Origin of the sequence: Mesorhizobium sp. M0491, from assembly GCF_040321265.1 — a bacterium.
GTDB lineage: Bacteria > Pseudomonadota > Alphaproteobacteria > Rhizobiales > Rhizobiaceae > Mesorhizobium.
This window is the reverse complement of sequence record NZ_JAMYRE010000025.1, coordinates 25,681-42,349: the sequence shown is the minus strand read 5'-3', so window position 1 is coordinate 42,349 and position 16,669 is coordinate 25,681. Positions and strand designations below refer to the sequence as shown.

24 protein-coding genes are annotated in these 16,669 nt (G+C 60.7%); 15 read left to right on the top strand and 9 right to left on the bottom strand.

Annotated elements, in window-relative coordinates; genetic code table 11:
* Window positions 1-102 precede the first annotated feature (102 nt).
* The 4 genes from NKI69_RS27320 to NKI69_RS27305 are packed head-to-tail and all read left to right on the top strand — an operon-like array spanning window position 103 to window position 2,258.
* Entirely contained in the window at window positions 103-429 is a 327-nt protein-coding gene (locus tag NKI69_RS27320; RefSeq protein WP_352722909.1) for a hypothetical protein, read from the top strand.
* Window positions 429-683, top strand: coding sequence for a hypothetical protein (locus NKI69_RS27315; protein WP_352722908.1), 255 nt, complete (start codon window positions 429-431; stop codon window positions 681-683). The genes NKI69_RS27320 and NKI69_RS27315 overlap by 1 nt, the downstream gene beginning before the upstream one ends.
* On the top strand, window positions 670-1,404 hold the full coding sequence (locus NKI69_RS27310; RefSeq protein ID WP_352722907.1) for a DNA N-6-adenine-methyltransferase: 735 nt from the start codon (window positions 670-672) through the stop codon (window positions 1,402-1,404). Before NKI69_RS27315 ends, NKI69_RS27310 begins: the two co-directional genes overlap by 14 nt.
* Window positions 1,404-2,258, top strand: a complete 855-nt coding sequence (locus NKI69_RS27305; protein WP_352722906.1) for a hypothetical protein — start codon at window positions 1,404-1,406, stop codon at window positions 2,256-2,258. The genes NKI69_RS27310 and NKI69_RS27305 overlap by 1 nt, the downstream gene beginning before the upstream one ends.
* Window positions 2,259-3,221: 963 nt before the next feature.
* Here the strand turns inward: NKI69_RS27305 and NKI69_RS27300 are convergent.
* Together NKI69_RS27300 and NKI69_RS27295 are read right to left on the bottom strand one after the other, a co-directional pair.
* Window positions 3,222-3,461 carry a DUF6894 family protein gene (locus NKI69_RS27300; protein WP_352722905.1) on the bottom strand — a complete coding sequence of 80 codons (240 nt, stop codon included), beginning with the start codon at window positions 3,459-3,461 and terminating at the stop codon, window positions 3,222-3,224.
* A 9-nt stretch (window positions 3,462-3,470) separates the two neighbouring features.
* Window positions 3,471-4,196, bottom strand: a complete 726-nt coding sequence (locus NKI69_RS27295; protein ID WP_352722904.1) for a Crp/Fnr family transcriptional regulator — start codon at window positions 4,194-4,196, stop codon at window positions 3,471-3,473.
* Window positions 4,197-4,796: 600 nt separating this feature from the next.
* On the opposite strand from NKI69_RS27295, the gene NKI69_RS27290 reads away from it, so the two are divergent.
* Entirely contained in the window at window positions 4,797-4,970 is a 174-nt protein-coding gene (locus NKI69_RS27290) for a hypothetical protein (RefSeq protein WP_352722903.1), read from the top strand.
* A 331-nt stretch (window positions 4,971-5,301) separates the two neighbouring features.
* Here the strand turns inward: NKI69_RS27290 and NKI69_RS27285 are convergent, their stop codons facing one another.
* Window positions 5,302-5,658 (bottom strand): sunset domain-containing protein, encoded by a 357-nt coding sequence (locus NKI69_RS27285; RefSeq protein ID WP_352722902.1) that lies wholly within the window; start codon window positions 5,656-5,658, stop codon window positions 5,302-5,304.
* A gap of 687 nt (window positions 5,659-6,345) precedes the next feature.
* Between NKI69_RS27285 and NKI69_RS27280 the strand changes: the two genes are divergently transcribed.
* The 8 genes from NKI69_RS27280 to NKI69_RS27245 all read left to right on the top strand — a co-directional run bounded on the left by NKI69_RS27280 (window position 6,346) and on the right by NKI69_RS27245 (window position 10,857).
* Window positions 6,346-6,753, top strand: a complete 408-nt coding sequence (locus tag NKI69_RS27280; protein WP_352722901.1) for a hypothetical protein — start codon at window positions 6,346-6,348, stop codon at window positions 6,751-6,753.
* On the top strand, window positions 6,750-8,321 hold the full coding sequence (locus tag NKI69_RS27275; protein ID WP_352722900.1) for a DUF4942 domain-containing protein: 1,572 nt from the start codon (window positions 6,750-6,752) through the stop codon (window positions 8,319-8,321). Before NKI69_RS27280 ends, NKI69_RS27275 begins: the two co-directional genes overlap by 4 nt.
* A 66-nt stretch (window positions 8,322-8,387) precedes the next feature.
* Complete coding sequence (locus tag NKI69_RS27270) at window positions 8,388-8,750, top strand: hypothetical protein (protein WP_352722899.1); 363 nt, start codon at window positions 8,388-8,390, stop codon at window positions 8,748-8,750.
* Window positions 8,735-9,181 (top strand): hypothetical protein, encoded by a 447-nt coding sequence (locus NKI69_RS27265; protein WP_352722898.1) that lies wholly within the window; start codon window positions 8,735-8,737, stop codon window positions 9,179-9,181. Before NKI69_RS27270 ends, NKI69_RS27265 begins: the two co-directional genes overlap by 16 nt.
* A gap of 106 nt (window positions 9,182-9,287) precedes the next feature.
* Window positions 9,288-9,884, top strand: coding sequence for a DUF488 family protein, N3 subclade (locus NKI69_RS27260; protein WP_352722897.1), 597 nt, complete (start codon window positions 9,288-9,290; stop codon window positions 9,882-9,884).
* A 286-nt stretch (window positions 9,885-10,170) separates the two neighbouring features.
* The gene (locus tag NKI69_RS27255) at window positions 10,171-10,383 is read left to right on the top strand and encodes a hypothetical protein (RefSeq protein WP_352722896.1); all 213 of its coding nucleotides are present in this window, start codon (window positions 10,171-10,173) and stop codon (window positions 10,381-10,383) included.
* Window positions 10,384-10,411: 28 nt separating this feature from the next.
* On the top strand, window positions 10,412-10,600 hold the full coding sequence (locus NKI69_RS27250; protein ID WP_352722895.1) for a hypothetical protein: 189 nt from the start codon (window positions 10,412-10,414) through the stop codon (window positions 10,598-10,600).
* Window positions 10,597-10,857: a hypothetical protein gene (locus tag NKI69_RS27245; RefSeq protein WP_352722894.1), complete on the top strand. Its 261-nt coding sequence runs from the start codon at window positions 10,597-10,599 to the stop codon at window positions 10,855-10,857. The genes NKI69_RS27250 and NKI69_RS27245 overlap by 4 nt, the downstream gene beginning before the upstream one ends.
* Window positions 10,858-10,913: 56 nt before the next feature.
* On the opposite strand, the gene NKI69_RS27240 is transcribed toward NKI69_RS27245, so the two are convergent.
* The gene (locus NKI69_RS27240; RefSeq protein ID WP_352722893.1) at window positions 10,914-11,732 is read right to left on the bottom strand and encodes a hypothetical protein; all 819 of its coding nucleotides are present in this window, start codon (window positions 11,730-11,732) and stop codon (window positions 10,914-10,916) included.
* A 440-nt stretch (window positions 11,733-12,172) separates the two neighbouring features.
* Between NKI69_RS27240 and NKI69_RS27235 the strand changes: the two genes are divergently transcribed.
* Window positions 12,173-13,027, top strand: coding sequence for a ParB/RepB/Spo0J family partition protein (locus NKI69_RS27235; protein ID WP_352722892.1), 855 nt, complete (start codon window positions 12,173-12,175; stop codon window positions 13,025-13,027).
* Between the two features lie 70 nt (window positions 13,028-13,097).
* On the opposite strand, the gene NKI69_RS27230 is transcribed toward NKI69_RS27235, so the two are convergent.
* Entirely contained in the window at window positions 13,098-13,421 is a 324-nt protein-coding gene (locus NKI69_RS27230; protein ID WP_352722891.1) for a hypothetical protein, read from the bottom strand.
* A gap of 63 nt (window positions 13,422-13,484) precedes the next feature.
* Here NKI69_RS27230 and NKI69_RS27225 point away from each other — a divergent pair, with 63 nt between their 5' ends.
* Entirely contained in the window at window positions 13,485-13,847 is a 363-nt protein-coding gene (locus NKI69_RS27225) for a hypothetical protein (RefSeq protein WP_352722890.1), read from the top strand.
* Window positions 13,848-14,146: 299 nt separating this feature from the next.
* Here NKI69_RS27225 and NKI69_RS27220 read toward each other — a convergent pair whose 3' ends face one another.
* From NKI69_RS27220 to NKI69_RS27205, 4 genes are read right to left on the bottom strand one after another with little or no spacing between them, the layout of a single operon-like run.
* Window positions 14,147-14,422, bottom strand: a complete 276-nt coding sequence (locus NKI69_RS27220; RefSeq protein WP_027163394.1) for a hypothetical protein — start codon at window positions 14,420-14,422, stop codon at window positions 14,147-14,149.
* Window positions 14,419-15,129 (bottom strand): hypothetical protein, encoded by a 711-nt coding sequence (locus NKI69_RS27215; RefSeq protein WP_352722889.1) that lies wholly within the window; start codon window positions 15,127-15,129, stop codon window positions 14,419-14,421. The genes NKI69_RS27220 and NKI69_RS27215 overlap by 4 nt, the downstream gene beginning before the upstream one ends.
* Window positions 15,126-16,226: an SAM-dependent methyltransferase gene (locus tag NKI69_RS27210; protein WP_352722888.1), complete on the bottom strand. Its 1,101-nt coding sequence runs from the start codon at window positions 16,224-16,226 to the stop codon at window positions 15,126-15,128. Before NKI69_RS27210 ends, NKI69_RS27215 begins: the two co-directional genes overlap by 4 nt.
* Window positions 16,227-16,229: 3 nt before the next feature.
* Window positions 16,230-16,595, bottom strand: a complete 366-nt coding sequence (locus NKI69_RS27205) for a hypothetical protein (protein WP_352722887.1) — start codon at window positions 16,593-16,595, stop codon at window positions 16,230-16,232.
* Between the last annotated feature and the right edge of the window lie 74 nt (window positions 16,596-16,669).

The following is a 16,669-nucleotide window of genomic DNA, read 5'->3' as shown; positions in this document are numbered from 1 at the left end:
CAGGAGAATCAGGCTGCCTGTTTTTAGCTCATCCCCCCCGGCTTCTGTCAATAGACATTTGCAACCATTTTGACACCACCCCTACCACGGAGACCAAAGACCATGGCCAGCTACCTATCCCCCACCGGGAGCCCGATCACCGGCACTCTGGAGCGCCTGACCGGGCGTGCGCACCTCCTCGATATCGATCCGGAGACCGGCGAGCCGGAACACTCGGGCGGCACCGAAGTCTTCTGGAACGATCAGGAGACCGCCAAGCGCAACGGGAAAGTCGTGTTCCTCGACGACGAGGGCGACGAGTGGACCTTCGACCAGCTCACCCGCGAGGACGGGGACGAGGAGGAGGAGGACGACGGATGCCCGAAAGGCGATCCTGAATGCCTCGGCAACAATGGCGATTGCCATGATGCCTGCGAGGAGCAGCGCTGATGGCCCGCTATCTCGTCACCTGGGAAATCGACTACGAGGGCGAAGGCGATCCCGAAGCCGCTGCCCGCTGGGCATGGGAAATTCTGCGCAAGCCGCACTCCACCGCCAACGTCTTCACGATGATCGACGAAGCCGGGGACGAGACCAAGCTGGACCTGGCCGAGATCGACGAAGAGCGGCTCGAGGCGTCCATCGGAAGCGTTGGCGACGTGCTGCGCAGACTGACCGGGGAGGCCGTCGATGCCCATCGGTAGTCATCAGTCCGCGGCGGCCGGCACCGAGGTCTGGCTGACCCCTCCCGCAATCCTCTCCGCACTCGGCGGCGCTGAAAGCTTCGACCTAGACCCATGCGCGCCGCTCGATCGGCCGTGGGATATGGCGCGCCAGCACTACACCGTGGCCGACAACGGTCTTGCCCGGTCCTGGCACGGTCGCGTGTGGCTCAACCCGCCATACTCGAACAACGTGATCGGCCGCTGGATGGGCCGTATGGCCGACCACGGCCATGGTATCGCGCTGATCTTCGCCCGCACCGAGACGCAGGTGTTCCACGATTTCGTGTGGCGCGCGGCCGATGCGCTGCTGTTCATGGAAGGGCGGCTGCATTTCCACGATGCGGCCGGCGTCCGCGCCAAGGCGAATGCCGGCGCGCCGTCGGTGTTCTGTGCCTACGGGGCCGACGATGCCGACCGGCTCGCCGCGAGCGGAATCCCCGGTGCGTTCGTGCCGCTGCGGCTGCGCTCGCTCATCTTCGGTTTCGCCTCCGTCGGTTCATGGGTCGACGAGGTTATGAAGGTGATGCAGCGCGCCGATGACGCCATGCGGCTCGACGATCTCTACCACGAGATGGCGACCAGCCCGAAGGCCGACCGCAATCCGAACTGGAAGGCGAAGGTCCGCCAGACCCTCCAGCGCGGCCCATTCGAGCCGCTGGGCGATGGCGTCTGGCAGGTTGCCGAAGGGAGGTTGCTGTAATGGCAAAGGCACAGAAGCAGCCCAAGAAACAGCCGTGGCAGATCGAGGCCGAGAAGATGGGGCGCGAGCAGGACGAGATCGTCGCCATGCTCCGCAACGGACCGGACGACTATTTGGTGTCGATCGCCCGCGAAGCGCTCTGCGGCTACCACGCGGCGATGATGGCTTGCGACAAGCCGGCGCGCGCGCCCTACGCGATGGTGATCGACGCCTGCGTCGAGACCCTATACCGCATCACCGAATATGGCGGACAGGAGAACCGGGCCGACGGCAGCGGTCACTCCTGGCCTGCGAAGGGCAAGTCCCGCTTCGACTGCTGGAACACGGCATCGGCATGGCTCGGCCGGCAGCTCGCCGCGCCCGATGGCGAAATCCCCATGCACGGCCAGCCCGGTCGGTTCATGCTCGTGATCCACGGCTGCAGGACCGACGTCGAATATCCGGGACTGCTCGCCGGGCCGGGGCTCCACGGCAAGGTGATCGACCTCGACAAGCCGTTTTTCAGCGAGACCGGCTTCCGGTCCTTCACGACTGGGGGGCTGTCGCACGAACGGTGGTTCGTTGAGGAGCCGCTAGACGTGGCCGAGATGCTGACGATCCTCATGGAGGAATCGCTGCTTAGCGACGGCAACGGCAAGCGACTGGCCAAGGCCAAGCTGACCGACGCGCCCTTTGGCTGGAGCCACTGGACCGGCAAGGTTCGCCATCCGCCATCAGACGAAAACCTCCGCGCCGAGCGGCGCAAGGACCGCGCCTATCAGCCCGGCGGTTTCATCCATTCCCTGCCCGGCCTCGCGCCGATCGGCATCGCCACGCGTGTCGAGAAGACCGGCCAAATCGCTTTCGCATTTTGAGGGAAAGGTGAGCGGGGGCCCTACAAGTTCTGTCCCCTTTGTGCGCGCCGCATCAGTTCACCATTCATTTACGATATTAGCGCAAGCTGAAATTCGGACATGCTAGGTAGCTCGTACATGCCCTTAGCCCCGGTGCAGACCCAGCGCCGGGGCTTTTCTGTTTCGCGGCTGGGTAAGGCGCCTGCCCGCAATCCTGCTTAAGCTTCGATTGAACTTCGCGAACGCCCTGGAACATTCTTGCGCTGACGAGCTTCGGAGGGGGCACTGTTCCCCTCAGTGCTTTCCCCCCGTGAGACTGCCCGCTGCCGAAAGGTGGCGGGCTTTTTGTGCATTAGCGGAACCTAATATCTCGGGGCAGGTTGGAATGGCGGCAGCGTCCCCCGCTGCCGGCCGAGGCTCCAAGCCTCCGGCCGGGTCCGCCTCTGCCCGCCAGTAGGTGCGGACCCACTGGAACAATGCTCCGAAATGACGTTTGGATCGCGCTCGGATCCCTGGCCGTTGGACCCGCAACTTCCCTCCTGGGCGTCACATTGCAGTTGGCTTATATAACGGAACGTCCAATGTCCAATACAGGAACCAAAGCGGTAACGTCAGACTTTGGTAGCTGAAGGCGCAAGACTTTAGTCCTGCCGCCTTATAGTAAGAGCGGAAGTCTATCGGCCCCATATAGGGCCACCGTTAATCAATACCAGACTGCGCAAACCGGAGTATGGTGCGATCACGGAAGCCGGTGCCGAGCGCGGCCCCGCGCTTCGGTCTACCAAATATTGTTCGCCGAATTAGGCCCTGCCTTATAGACTCAAGGAGTCGCATTCTCCTCTTGGGAGAGGGTTTATGCGCGTCCAAGGGCAAACGGCTGCTCCGCAGCCTAGCGAGCTGCGTAGACGCTCGCTGTTGGAACAGCGGCGCTAATCCCGCTGGGACACGCCCGCCGCTGCCGTGAATGGGGCGTCGGGTGGCAGTTCAGAACCGATCCTCAACCACCTCGCTGAACGGCATCACGAGCACCGTTCTGCCGCTCTCGTCCGTGACTTCGAAGCTGCAGTCGAACCAACTGCGCATCGTGTCCATGCGAGTGTTGAAAACGAGATCACGCGCGTTCGCCAATGCATGGCCGTGCACGGCGCTGTCATCGGGCAGTTCGTCGCCCTCGTGGTCGGGGATTAGCCTTCCCCGGCAGCGCACGTTCATGAAGTAGCGCAAGTGCCCCTCTCATTGCTCTCGCTTGATGGGGAACTGGAACACGTTCGAGTATTCCCTCTCGGCATAACCATAGGCCTGTCCTGCGATCGATTCCAGCTTGGCGCGATCCTTCAGCAGGATCTGACCACGCGTGTTCTTGATCGCACCGACGCCCTCCAGCATCTGCACCGCAAGGGTCACACCGGGGCGACGCGCGCCCAGCATGATGCTCATGAACTCATGAGTTACAGGCATGTCGTCCTGTTCCAGCCGATCATGGGTCATAAGCAGCCAGCGCGCCAGCCGCTCCTCGATGGAGTAGCCAGCATTGGCATACGCGGTCTGACTGACTTGCACGATGAAGGTATGCACGAAGCGAAGAAGAAGCTCGCGCAGCGTGGCGCTGTGGTCCATCGCCGCCTGAAGCTCGACCGCCCCGATACGGAATGCTTCACCCGCAGCCTGAACCATGCAGGTGTGAGGCGTGCGGTCGACGCCGAGCACGACAGAAATTCCCGCGAGGCCCTCTGATCCGACCATGCCTACCTCAAACCGTCCTTCCTCGGTGTCGGCGACAATCGAGGCAATCCCTCGTTCCGGGAAGGTTACATGCGTGATCTGCTGCTCCGCTTTGAACAAGTGTTCGCGGACCCCCAACGTGACCGGTTCGAGATGCGGCGCGATGAGCGCGAAGTCATCTGGCGATAAAGACGTCAGTAGCCGATTACGGATGTGCGGTTGATGAAGCTGAGCCACGCTCTCGCCTCCCTGTTTGGGGCAAGAGCACCGCACCTCAGCTATCTCTTAGTCGCCCTGCGCCCAAAAGTTAGCAGGCGATGGACATTTATCCTCCTGAAACCCATCAGAAGCTACATTTAAGCGTCCAACCAGGCGTTGGGTACGAATCGTACAATGCGCCGCTGCTGCTATTGGAGCTGAGTAAGTCTGTTGCGTACGCAGAGACACGCCGCGCGCCGGCCTATTCAACGCGTAGGAATGCTTTGTGGCCGGGTGAAGAGCGCAGATGAGCGCGAATTGCAGCTGCGTCTCTGATTTCCATACGAAGGTGTACCAGTTCGGCGAGCAGGGCAAGCATTCGCGCCCGCCGGTGCGCAAGGCTGGCACGTAGAAAATGCGCTAGTTCGAACTCGTTGAAGGCGTGGTGTTGGGAAAATTCCATCGCGCCCACATAGCACGACCGGCTGGTTATCTCCTAACCGCGTCTGTCAAAATGCAACCGAAGCTAGCCAAGCCCGATGGCCCAAAATTGTACGCAAATGGCCATGCCGCTGGCTTTTTTGTTTGATCGGGAAACGACAGGCGATCTCGCACGTTAGTTTACAAGGGAGAACCCAAATGCAGAAGGATGGCGACGGGCGCGCCGACAAGATCGAAAAGGACCTCCTGGCCCGTCGCTTGTCTGAAGAGGCCGGCATTTCGGAGCCCGAAGCGCGAGATCTGATCAAGCTCATCGGCCACAACTGGAATTCGCTGTTGCGTGAAGCTCGATTTTTGAAGGAGCGCCATTAGAAGTCCGCCGCCTATTGGGGCGCCGGCGGCGGACCTGTTAAGCGGCTACATCCTTGGGAATCGACCGCTCATAGGGTTAATGTACCACGTGGAGTCCAGTTCCATAGGATTTTGGCAGTGGCTAGCTTAGTCTACATTGGCAAGAGCATGCGACTCCGCTTGATCCGACGTAGGCCATCAGGCGTAATTGTAGAAATGCCATTGTCTGGTATCATATAGGGCCTGGTCATTAGGCCCACCCTCGTGCCCAGCTCTGGTCGGCGCGGTCACTCAACTCAATGCTTGGCTGCTTGATCGTGTCGACTACTTCGGCATTAGGCAGCAGCTACACCTAGACCTTAGACTTTCGCCAGCCGGCCCACCAAGCTTCCCATTGGGAGCAAAACCACCGCTCGCCCTTGGCTGGGCTGACGACCGTCTCATTGTAGTATCGCTGGCCGGGCAGGTGATAAATGCGCTCGCCTGTCTCCACGCTGATATTTCCCTTGATGGTGCATCCAACCGGCGCGCGCGCTGTGGAATCGCCCTGCCGATGCACGGTAGGAAGGCGATGTTGGTCACTCTGCGGCAGGAAGTAGCCGGCGGCTACAAGGCCGAATAGCAACGCCGGGATTAGCGCCCGCTGCTCTAGCAACGAACGTCTTCGCCGCCTTCTAGGCTTAGACGCCTTCTGCCCCTGTAGGCTCATACCCCTCTCCCCAAAAGGGAGAATGCGACTCTTGGGGCGTAGAGTCCAGAACCGGCCTAGTTCACCGGCTGCAGCGAAAGATGCGCCTTGGGCGCCATCGTCATTTTAGAACAAAGTAAAGCGGTATCAGCAATGAGAATGCAGCCACACCCGTGAGAAACAGGTCTTTGGTCATGTAGCCCCCCGGCCATTTTTCATGGGTCATACAGCCACGCATCTAGCTGAAACACAAGCCTCGCCATCCAGCGCCTGAACCAGACGTTACCCAGCCGTGGGGGAATGGCTCTCGGCGGCGGGGTTTTCGCCGACGTTCCTAAGCAAAACGTCTTGGCACTTGGTCGTCCGACAGCAGTCTTTTTATTGTAACCCGCTTGTAACCAGATTGGTTACCAGCTAAGTTATTGTTGTTACTACGAAATTTCCTGCCACAGAGACAAACATGCCCTTCTACTGCAACGAATGCCTCGACCCCTGCCGATGGCATGATTCCGAACTTTGCTCCGGATGCCGCGAGCGCCGCGCCGACGCCATAGCGGCCGAAGAAGCCGACTTCGCTTTCGATCTCATGGACAACAGCGAGGGAGGAGCGATGCCAGCAGGGGCCTAGCCCGAGAAGATATACCTTTCGATACGGCAGCGGGAGTCGTCCCGCCGTCTGTCCCTCCCCCTACCACAAAGACCAGGACCATGAACAAGCCCACCGAGTACGAGTTTACCCTGCCCGACGGCAGCAAGCGCTTCGAGATCGTGATCGAGCGCTCCGACGCCTTCACCTTCCAGAAGATGCACAAGGCGACAGCCTTCAAGCCGGTCGACGCTCCAAAGGCGCGCCACTACATCGAGCGCGACGGCGGCGACTGGTACATCGTGACCGAGACCCACGATAGCCGCCTCGCCGAAGGCTTCCGCCGGCGCCCCGACGCCGTCGCCTGCCTCGCATGGCTCAACGGCGCACGGCTTCCCGAGAACTGGTCGATCTCCGATCGCAAGGACCGCCATTGCGATATCGACTGTGCCCAGGGCTACCCCGCCACCCTCTGGACGCGCGACGTCTGCGCATGGTTCCCGGCCCGGGCCGACGAGGTGCAGCCATGAACGCGCTGATCCCCCGCAACACCGTCGAGCAGATCGTGGCCTATCGCGATTCAGCGGTGTCCGCCTATCACGGCGCATTCGCCTCGATCGAGCAGGCCGACCGGGAATTGAAGAAGGCCGCGGCGCTGTGGAAAGCGGCGGCCGGCGATCATGCCTCCTCCCGCTACGGCGAGCGCGACAACCGCGAGGTCAGGGCATTTTTCGAGGCAGTCGATCTGCCCGACGCCGAGCAGTGGAAGCGGACCGCCATCCGCCTGATCGACATTTCGTGCTGGAATTATCTGGTCAAGATGACCGACCTCGAAGTCCTCATGGACAAGCAGGCCAAGGACGAGCTGCGCGACACGTTGAAGTGGGTGCCAGAGCGCTACAATCACCGGCACGGCGACGGCAAGGAACTGGTCAATCTCGACGAGATCATGGGGATCCCGCCGGTCACGGTCGACAACGTGTATGCCACCATCGAGAAGTGGGCCGGCGAATCCGAGATGATCTTCCGGCGCGGCATAGCGACGGCCTTTTCCAAGCTCGACCGGCGCTTCCGCTCACACGACGGGTTCAAGGTCGGGAGCCGAATGATCCTGACCTATGCCTTCGACCGCGACCATGGGCACGTGTCCTATGGTGGCACGTGGGACACCGTGCGCGACATCGAGCGCACCTTCTCCGTCCTCGACGGCAAAAAGCCCTCTTACAACAGCATCGAGAACGTGGTGCGCGCCGAGCGCAAGGGCTTCAATCCCCAGCAGTCCGAGCATCATGGCGAGTATTTCAAAATCCTCGCCTACAAGAACGGCAACGCGCACCTGTGGTTTACCCGCGACGACCTGGTCGTGAAGGTCAACAAGATGCTGGCCGAACATTACGGCGAGGTGATCGGCGACGCGCAGTCCAAAGAGCCCGATGACCTGTTCCGCAACCGCAAGACGACGCCGGCGAAAAACTTCGGTTTCTTCCCGACACCGGACGGCGCGGCCGAGGAGGTGCTAAAGGGCGTCCCGCTCCTCCAGCCCATCGAAAAGCCGCCCCTCACCATCCTGGAGCCCAGCGCCGGCACCGGCAATCTGGCGCGCCGCTGCGTCTCCAGCATCAAGGACTTTTCCGACTACTCGGGCTATGGCCAAGCCGACCGCATGGACCGGTGGCGCAAGGAATACCGTTTCGACAATCAGGTCGATTGCGTGGAGCTGCAGGCACCGCTGGCCGCCGCGCTCCAGGCGCAGGGGCTTTACCGGAAGGTGTACGCCACCGACTTCCTGTCGCTGCGCCCATCAGTCACCGGGCTTTACGATCGGATCGTGATGAACCCGCCCTTCGACATGGAGCGCGATATCGATCACGTCGTCCATGCCCTCGACTTCCTGAAAGAGGACGGTTGCCTTGCTGCCATCATGTCAGCCGGTACCGAGTTCCGCGAGACCCGCAAGGCCATCGCCTTCCGCGCGCTGATCGAGAAGCTCAACGGCAGCTTTCACGATCTCCCCAACGGCTCGTTTGCCGAGGTCGGAACCTACGTCAACACCCTCACAGTCAAGGTCTGGAAGAACGGCAGGCGAAATCACTTTTAGGTTGACCTTATTGTAACCATTTTGGTTACAGAATAGGTCATATTCGGCACCACGGAGACCGCCCCCATGATTCCCCTACGAACCCCACCCGAAGACGAGGAGGACCGGCGCGGCCGGCTTCCTTCCATCACCCAAGCCCTAGACATGTGGTCTGCTTGGCATTGCGATTGGTCGCCTCTCGGCGCCACCGGCGACTACGCGCTGGACATGCAGCTTGGCGATGCGTTCCGCCATCTGCTCTACCGGCCGGTCCTGGGCGATCGGCTGGCGTGGATCGAACGCCAGCTGCGCCGGACGCGCCGGCGCGGTCTGGACGATCGCTACCAGGCCGAGCTGATGAAATGGTGGCTCGACCTTTTCGAAGCCGAGAAGCTTCCCCTCATCGCTCAACGTTCCAAGGCGAGGAGCCTGCAATGCGCTTCATGCTGATAGACGCCGGCATTCGCAAGGTCTTCGACATGATGACCCCCTACCGAATCGACGAGAGTTTCATTGCCAACACTCTGCGCCGCGACACCGTGGAGCGCGTCGAACTGGCCGACGATCTTGACCTGTGGGTGTCATCCGAACCGGTCAGACAACGGTTTCGGTTCTTCTCCGAGGGGCCGGAATATGTGGGGAGCGGCTTGCTTACCGGGCGCACCTGGCTCGGCGACGTCAAGAGCCTGCCGCGCTGGTTGACCTATGAGGCGATCAACGGGTGGGTGGCGTGGCCGCGCTGCTACGACGTCCCCCAGGCACGCCGGAAAATACAAAGGCCGATCGGGTTACCCCTGATCGGCCTGCCTCTCGACCCCTACCACAGGATCTTGCCCGAAAGCGCGAGAGAACATCTCTACGTAATGCAGAAGGCCGGTTAGAGCAACGCACCAAATCGGCAACAAACGGGTCTATTTTGGTTGCCGGAGAAGTTACACAAGTTTACAATTGGACGTGTCCAAACCCCTACCACGAGAAGGCTACAAGATGCGCATTTTTACCTCTAGCTGGTTTCATTCTCTGCCCAGCACCATCCAGAAAATCGGCGTCTCCAGGGGGACGCCGCGAGGGTACGCCGCCGGCTACCGCAAGATGCCGGAGCTGGCCCCAGGCCCATGGTTCAAGACCGCCAACGAACGCGATTACAAGCAGCTCTATTTCGAAAGCCTCGCCAAGCTCGACCCCGGCCGGATCGTCGCAAAGATGCACGATCTCTCGGCCGGCAAGGACTGCGCGCTGCTCTGCTACGAGGCCCCCACGGACAACCAGTATTGCCATCGCGCCTACATCTCGGTGTGGCTGAAAGAAAAGCTCGGAGTCGAGGTGTTCGAATATAGCCTGGAGAGCCAGGGTTGCGCGTGGCGGCATCCCAAGCTGCCCTCGCAATACCGCCAGCGCGACGAAGCGCAGCCGCTCCAGGTGGCGCCCTACGTCGGCGCCGTGGCACCCGACGCGCAAGGCCGCCTCTGGACCGTGATCGGCATCAATCCCGAACAGGTCGACCAGGCGCTGGTGCGCTCGGGAGAAGACAATCGCTCGATCTCCGTGGACGTGCTGCAAAGCCGGTTTCAGCCGATCAGCTGACCACCTGCGAAGTGCTTGAATTTATTGGCTTCTTCTAGTTGGCACCACTTGTAACCGTTTTGGTTACAGGCTAAGTTGTTGAAGTAACTTAGAAATCTGGACCAATGACGCAAAGCCGCTTCCTTTCACCACTGCAGTCTTTGTCAGAACAACCCGACGAATGCGCGCTGGCAACTGGTGACTTCTCGCTCATTCATCCGGCGGCCGAAAGCCGCTCGGGAGCGCGGGCCGGGCACAGCATAGCCGCATGCGCGACATCGGTCCTCCCCTACCACGGAGACCCGAAATGATGACTTCCACAACAACCAGGATCGCCTACATCGGCGAGCTGTCCGAAGCCCTGGCCGACAACCCCCACAACGTCGCGATCAAGATGCACCTGCGCTCGGTGAGCGCCATGGATGAGAGGGCATTCGCCGCTCATCGCGCTGCCATGATCGCCGCCGCACCCAAGCGTCTGGAGGCGGCTCGCGGGCTGGTCCTCCAGCTCGTTCGCTGACCAATCCCCTATCACGGAGACCAGACCAATGTTCATCGTAACCGTCAATCACAACGGCCAGAAGTGGCCACTGCGCGGCACAGTTTGGGCGTTCAGCATGGACCGAGCCGAGCAGTTTCCCAGCGAGCAGGCGGCACAGACCGCGCTCGACAAGGCCAAGCAGTTCATGAAGCCGGCCATTTTTAAGAAGGCCCGCATCGAGCCGGTGTCGGCATGACCGCGGCCCGGTTCCACAACGCGCTCCGCATCCTGCTCAGCCTGGACGGCTACGACCTGATCAACGCCGGCGTCGCCGACCACAATTGGGGAACGCCGGAGGCTTCGGAGCGCGACCAGATGGGCGCGTTCCTTTCGGATCCTGCCCGCGAAGCGCTCCGGATGCCGGATGCCAATTTCAACCGGCTCATAGTGCTGGTCGAAAGCCGCCAACCAACGCCCTCGTGTTCGACATGCATTCGATGCCGTCAGGTTTAATCCCCGTATAGGCGCAGGTGCGCACGGATCCGCTTGCCTGCGCAAGATGGGGCCTGTCATGGCTGCCCATTAGGGCCAATCCGATAGGTATCTAGCTTCGCATGAAGGGCCTGGGCTTGTGCTTCGAGCTCGGCAATCCATTCAGCCAGTAAGTTGGCAAGACGCGTGTCAGGGCCGGCAACGGGAGCCTCTAGGCGCTCGATGATGTATTTGATCGAAGCGAGCGTATCGGCGAAACGCTTATGCAGAACAGGTTCATGATGAGCCAGCCTATTACGTGCCTGATAAATGTTTTCGAGATGGTCAGCTACTTCGGCACGTTTGACTTTTTTGTCGGGGAACGTTCGCTTCAGGGATGGACGCCACAGGCTTTGCTCGTAGTCTGGACTGTAAAGGCGCTTCCAAAAGTAGAACGTTATTTCTGCGATCACCTTCCCACTTGAGACCTGAATCTGCCTTTGTCGAGCTTTCGCACGAGCGGCATGGGTGACATTCGCGGGCCGTCCATTCGGGTAGGCCAGCGCCTCAAGTGCTGATTTTTCCTGCTGAGTTAGCTTGGCGTATTCGGCACGTCGCGCGCGGTGTAGAGCGTCTGTACCTTTTCCTCCCTCTAGGCTTTTCCATTGAAAGGGGGCAGGCGGCGAAATCAGCCAGTTCGGTACGCCGAAATGCTGGCTGAGATTTTCACAGATGGCATTGCGAAGCGATATCTCAACGGTGGCAATCACCGACATCAGAGAAGCACCCAATGCAATGGTTTCCTGATGCAGTTCGATTGCCGATCTCGCCACGCCCGTGAGTTGCGTGAGATTTCCTAAGCGCTCGGGCGATAGAAGGACGGTTAGCGGCGCTACGTCCGCATCTTGCATAGCCATTGACTTTATACCCCCCTTGGCATACTCTCATAATTGAAAAGTCGAGATCAGATTGGCAGTTGCTCCCGAGCGGACGAATCCTCGACTTCCCAAATAAAAAGGGCTCTCTTCGGAGGGCCCTTTTCCGTTTCACATAGTGTCATATAAGCAGATGTGGCTCTAGGGCTTAAATTTCGCGTTCGCTCCATGAGCGAACACTTTGCGGTTTTCATACGCATGCCTGACAGATTTCGTTTAGACAGCGAGCTGTTTTGAAATTCCCTCTCGCGCGTGAGGCTCCGACGGCACGGCCCTCCGTGACGCCTCGAACGCGGAGGGTCGCGCCAATGGCTGACGGGAACCCCCTGCGGATATTTCTCAGCAACCCTATTGTAACCGTTTTGGTTACAAGCTAAGTTATTGTTGTTGCTAAGAAATTATCCGGCACGGAGACCAGACCCATGAAAAAGCGCATCCCCCTCAGCCAGGTCATCCCGAACCCAGACCAGCCGCGCAAGCACTTCGACCCCGTGAAGCTTCGGGAGCTGGCCGAATCCATCCGCGAGCGCGGTCTTATCCAGGCCATCACGGTCCGCCCGGTAGACGACAAGTTCATGATCGTCGGTGGGGAGCGCAGATGGCGCGCCCACCAGCTGATCGAGGCGGCCGACATTCTCTGCGAGGTCGTCAAGATCGACGACAACGAGATGGCGCTGCAAGCGATCGTGGAAAACCTCGCCCGTGCCGACATCAAGGCGATGGAAGAGGCCCGCGCGTTCCAGGCGATGCTCGACCGCGGCTGGACGGTCGAGAAGCTGGCGAAGGATATCGGCGTGCAGCAGGCGCGCATCACCGCCCGCACGGCGCTGCTCAATCTGGACGAGACCATCCAGTCTCTGGTCGACAGCAACCAGTTCCCGCTCGGACACGCAAACTATCTGGTCGACCTCCCCAAGCACGACCAGATGCAGATTGTGAAGCTGTTCACGAGTGGGAAGCTGAAAGACTGGTCGGGCGTCCGCGCTGCCGCGCAGTCGGTCCGCGACCGCATCGAGCAGGGCGGCATGTTCGACGACGACAACACGCCAGAGCCGTCGAAGGACGATATCGCTGCCATGAGCAGGATGGAGAAGACGGTCGAGCGCATCATCAGCGCGATCGCCGGCGGCTTCAAGGATGGCGAGTGCGTCGCCTTGAAATCGGTCGACCCGACCAAGGCTGACAAATGGGCCGACACGCTGGCTGCGGCGTCGCGCACGATCCGCACCATGGAAGTCCAGCTGCGGCAAGCGCATGCCCGCTCCGTGCTGATGTAGAATCCCGGACGCCCGCTTCCCCCTCGGCCGATTTGGGGGATCCGATGGCCTCCCAGGGCGCCTGTGATTATCAGAGCCAATCGGGAACGGTAACGCTCACGATGCACAAATCCTTCTTGTGCACCTTAAATCCTCCAACCAGTCCGTCATCTCCCTCCCACAGTACTGGGTGGTCGTTTTCCTTGGCGAATTTTTCAAAATTCAGGACCGACAAACCGCAAGAAGAGAAGCCTGCGTTTGCCATATTGCTCAAAAAACGCAGTTCTCTATGTTGGAGCTTAATTTGCTCCTTCAAGTTGTCAATTTCCAAAGCCGGGTCGAGGCTTTTGACAAACAACAAAAGCGCAATCACACTTGGAATTGCCACTAAGAGCGCTATGCAAGTCTCTTTCATCTATCCCCCCAAGGGCTTCCCTCACGGCCGTGATTGTTGATCATACAAAAAGCGGAGTGAGATTTGAAATACAAAATGGACGAACAATCCTCAGTTGGTTTTTCCGATTACACCCTTTATCATTCTCGCGATCGTGAGTTTCGTGGCGGTGGTGGCTTCCTTTCTCGATTAGGAACCGAAATGCGGGCAATGGCGGAGGAAATCTGGTTTCGGGTTTTCTTCCATTTCCTACGAATTTTCGGGATTGCGTTTCGCGCTATCGCGGCCCTGATCGGCCTTTGCGCGTTGGCTGATCTTTTTCGATTGACACACTTCGGCTACCCAGACTTTTCTCTGATCCTCGTATGCGGGTTCTACGCAGCCGGTCATTACATTGCTAAAATTGCGGGCCTTATGCTTCGCCGTGGACCCGGAATTTCAAACTGACCCGCTATCAGCGAGCGTCAGTCGTCCGACTTCCAATCAACACGTCCGATGGTCGCCTCTCTCGTCCTTGCCCGCCTCTAGCGGCAAAGCAGCCAATTTCGTGAGTTCCTTATCCCTCAGCCTTGCGCACCGCTCGCAGCATCGCGAATTGATGGCCATCGAGAGCCAGCCGGCGGGCGCGTCCTGCGCACCGCAGATGGAGCGAGCGAGACCAACCCCGTCGCGACGGAAATAGTGAGGCGTCCCGTCGGCGCGTCTGGTTGCCCAGCCTTCGCTGAAACCCTTTTTGTCAGTCATGGCTATCGATGCTCCACCGGAATCATCCGGCCCTTTCGAAAGATGCGCTCGGCCGCGTCGCGGGCGCTGGTGATGGTCTCGCCGTCTCGCCTCAAATGCCCATTGAAGTAGCGCAACAGGTTCTCCGTGACCGCCTTCCACGCCTCCAGCTCGGTCGGGAATACTCGAGGCGCGCCACAGGGGCCAAGCACCGGCTCCGCTCGGCCATCCTCGGCAAAGCGCAGCATGGCGTGATGACCGCCGACGACCGGCGTCGTGAAGCCCGCGAAATGGTTCAAAGCATGCTCTCCTGGCGGACAGAGTTCGGGTGTGGGGGAATGGCCTTTCGATCGACGAAGATGGGCTCGTCAGCCTCGGCGAACGTGCGGGCGCGGAGCTGCTTGCAGACGGCGCGCTCGATCTCTCGCCCGCTCATCAACTGCGATAGGTCTTTCGCCAGTTTCGATCCGGACGTCTTCGAGGTGCAGGCGATGCGGTGCTCGCCGGCAACGGCGCGGATCTCGTCGCTCCAGAGCAGGTGGATCATCCGGTGATACCAGGGCACCTGCGCAGAGAACGGCGCGCGCCAGTCGCGACCGCTGTTCAGCACCGGCTCGGGATAGGTCCAGAGGTCGTAGAGGCGACGGCTTACGCCCGAAAGAGTCGTGTCGAGCTTGCTCGGAAGCGTCGTGCGATAGCCATGCTTCGGGTGCGGCTCCGACATGCCGGGGCTCGTCGTCCATTTTGAATGCGCCGCGATGATCAGGCCGTGGCAGGAAGGCCCGAAAAACTTCACCTGGTCGGGGAGCCGCGAGAGGGTGTCGCGCTCGGATTTGATCTCGCAAATCCAAATCCTGTCAGGCTGCACCGCGACGACGTCGGCGCGTGCTGCGCCGCCCTCCACGTTCATCTCGTGAATGATCCTGGCATCGGGCCACAGCTCGCGGAATCTCGCGACGACCTTCTGGCGTATTTCGATCTCGGCGAGGGAGCGAGTGTGCTTCATGCCTCGGCCCCCGGCTGATAGTCCTTCCAGTCGACGCGGTTGATGATGGTCGGCCCGTCATATTCGCCAACGAGGCTCTGTTCCCAGACGAACCATGCGAGATTCATGCGGGACGACGCCTCGTTCCCGTCCCAGCCGTCGCGATGCATCATCGGCAAGCGCCTGGTGAAGACGTGCACGCGGGCCGGCCTGCACTCGTCCATGGCGTAGTTGCGGTCGGGATCGTCGAAGCCGCAGAGGAAATTCAGGTTGAGGAGCAGCGCCATCTTCGGCGGCCGGTGCACGCGCAGCGCATGCGCGACGAAAGGGTTGAGCACCGAGCCGTAGGGCGGGTTGGAGACGATATCGTCACCACCTTCGCCTGCCTCGCTGGTGACGAAGTCCTGCACGTCCTGGAAGACGCCATGGCGATCATAGGTGCCATAGTCGATGAGGTCGGAAAGCACGACGTCGTAGCCGGCCGCCTCCAGCATGCGAGAGATCGCACCGCGACCGCATGCCGGTTCCTTGATCCGGCCGCCGAAGGTTTCCAGCGCCAGGAGCGTGTGTGTTGCTTCGGGGCAGGTTTCGTAGAGATTGTTGCCGCGCTCGGCCGCGCTGGCGCTGTCGGTGCCGATCGCCACGCGCAGGTTGGCCCGGCTTGGCTCGAGTCCGGCGGCGACGCGGCCGGCAATCGCGCGCTCGACGATGCCAGGATCGCGGCGCTCGGCATCGGCCAGCTTGCGCGCCTCGTGGATTTCCCGGCGCGTCAGTCCTGCCTCGGCCGCTGTAAAACCGTTCTCAGATGGAACGGTTTTCTTCGGTCGGCCGCCTTTCGACGCCTCGCCCGATTCCTGCGCGGCCGACCATTCGGTGGCGATCGTGATTTTGGCGCGCGCCTCGATGATCAGCGCGTCAGCCTGGAGCCGCCGCGCCTTAGTGATCAGATGTTCGCCGGCGTGGAAGCGCGTGGCATAGCTGCCTGCCGCCTTCGCCTGGTCATAAGCGCCAGAGGCCAGCATGCGCGCCGATGCGACGTCGCCGTCGTCGAACAGCATCCGGGCTCGCTCGATGACCTGAGCGAGTCCGGAGGCGTCGAAGGGGACAACGGCGTCCATGGCTTAGGCCATTTCCGCCAGCTTGGCCCGGGCAGGATCCAGCACCTCGAGTGTCGTCCTGATCTGGTGAAGGTCGGCGTCCGTCTCCTGGTGGCAATTGTCGCGGACCAATTTGCCCTGTGCCACGATGCGCTCGAATTCGACCGTCGCGGCGGCCTTGACCGCCTCCAGCTCGGCTTCCTTGGTGCGCATCTGATCGACGAGGCGTTTCAGCGAAATGCCGGTGTTGGCGATCATGTTGCGAACGGTCGGCTTCACCTCGGTGGTGGTGGTGTCGCGGGCCAAATCCTCGTCGATCGCCTGCGAGAATTCGTTCTCGACTTCGGCCAGCTCGCTACCGAGAGTTTGTACGGTGGGCATGTTGTCCATTTCACTGGATCCTCAGGTGAATGCCGCGACACGACACGCGCGGGATTGCGCGGCCTCGAAGACGGCGAAAGAAA

Coding starts and splice junctions, on each gene's coding strand:
- NKI69_RS27245 (WP_352722894.1), top strand. CDS start 10,597: ATGACCGCGGCCCGGTTCCACAACGCGCTCCGCATCCTGCTCAGCCTG.
- NKI69_RS27240 (WP_352722893.1), bottom strand. CDS start 11,732: ATGGCTATGCAAGATGCGGACGTAGCGCCGCTAACCGTCCTTCTATCG.
- NKI69_RS27265 (WP_352722898.1), top strand. CDS start 8,735: ATGCGCTTCATGCTGATAGACGCCGGCATTCGCAAGGTCTTCGACATG.
- NKI69_RS27320 (WP_352722909.1), top strand. CDS start 103: ATGGCCAGCTACCTATCCCCCACCGGGAGCCCGATCACCGGCACTCTG.
- NKI69_RS27230 (WP_352722891.1), bottom strand. CDS start 13,421: ATGAAAGAGACTTGCATAGCGCTCTTAGTGGCAATTCCAAGTGTGATT.
- NKI69_RS27255 (WP_352722896.1), top strand. CDS start 10,171: ATGATGACTTCCACAACAACCAGGATCGCCTACATCGGCGAGCTGTCC.
- NKI69_RS27210 (WP_352722888.1), bottom strand. CDS start 16,226: ATGGACGCCGTTGTCCCCTTCGACGCCTCCGGACTCGCTCAGGTCATC.
- NKI69_RS27270 (WP_352722899.1), top strand. CDS start 8,388: ATGATTCCCCTACGAACCCCACCCGAAGACGAGGAGGACCGGCGCGGC.
- NKI69_RS27250 (WP_352722895.1), top strand. CDS start 10,412: ATGTTCATCGTAACCGTCAATCACAACGGCCAGAAGTGGCCACTGCGC.
- NKI69_RS27305 (WP_352722906.1), top strand. CDS start 1,404: ATGGCAAAGGCACAGAAGCAGCCCAAGAAACAGCCGTGGCAGATCGAG.
- NKI69_RS27280 (WP_352722901.1), top strand. CDS start 6,346: ATGAACAAGCCCACCGAGTACGAGTTTACCCTGCCCGACGGCAGCAAG.
- NKI69_RS27285 (WP_352722902.1), bottom strand. CDS start 5,658: ATGAGCCTACAGGGGCAGAAGGCGTCTAAGCCTAGAAGGCGGCGAAGA.
- NKI69_RS27205 (WP_352722887.1), bottom strand. CDS start 16,595: ATGGACAACATGCCCACCGTACAAACTCTCGGTAGCGAGCTGGCCGAA.
- NKI69_RS27215 (WP_352722889.1), bottom strand. CDS start 15,129: ATGAAGCACACTCGCTCCCTCGCCGAGATCGAAATACGCCAGAAGGTC.
- NKI69_RS27290 (WP_352722903.1), top strand. CDS start 4,797: ATGCAGAAGGATGGCGACGGGCGCGCCGACAAGATCGAAAAGGACCTC.
- NKI69_RS27260 (WP_352722897.1), top strand. CDS start 9,288: ATGCGCATTTTTACCTCTAGCTGGTTTCATTCTCTGCCCAGCACCATC.
- NKI69_RS27235 (WP_352722892.1), top strand. CDS start 12,173: ATGAAAAAGCGCATCCCCCTCAGCCAGGTCATCCCGAACCCAGACCAG.
- NKI69_RS27275 (WP_352722900.1), top strand. CDS start 6,750: ATGAACGCGCTGATCCCCCGCAACACCGTCGAGCAGATCGTGGCCTAT.
- NKI69_RS27315 (WP_352722908.1), top strand. CDS start 429: ATGGCCCGCTATCTCGTCACCTGGGAAATCGACTACGAGGGCGAAGGC.
- NKI69_RS27310 (WP_352722907.1), top strand. CDS start 670: ATGCCCATCGGTAGTCATCAGTCCGCGGCGGCCGGCACCGAGGTCTGG.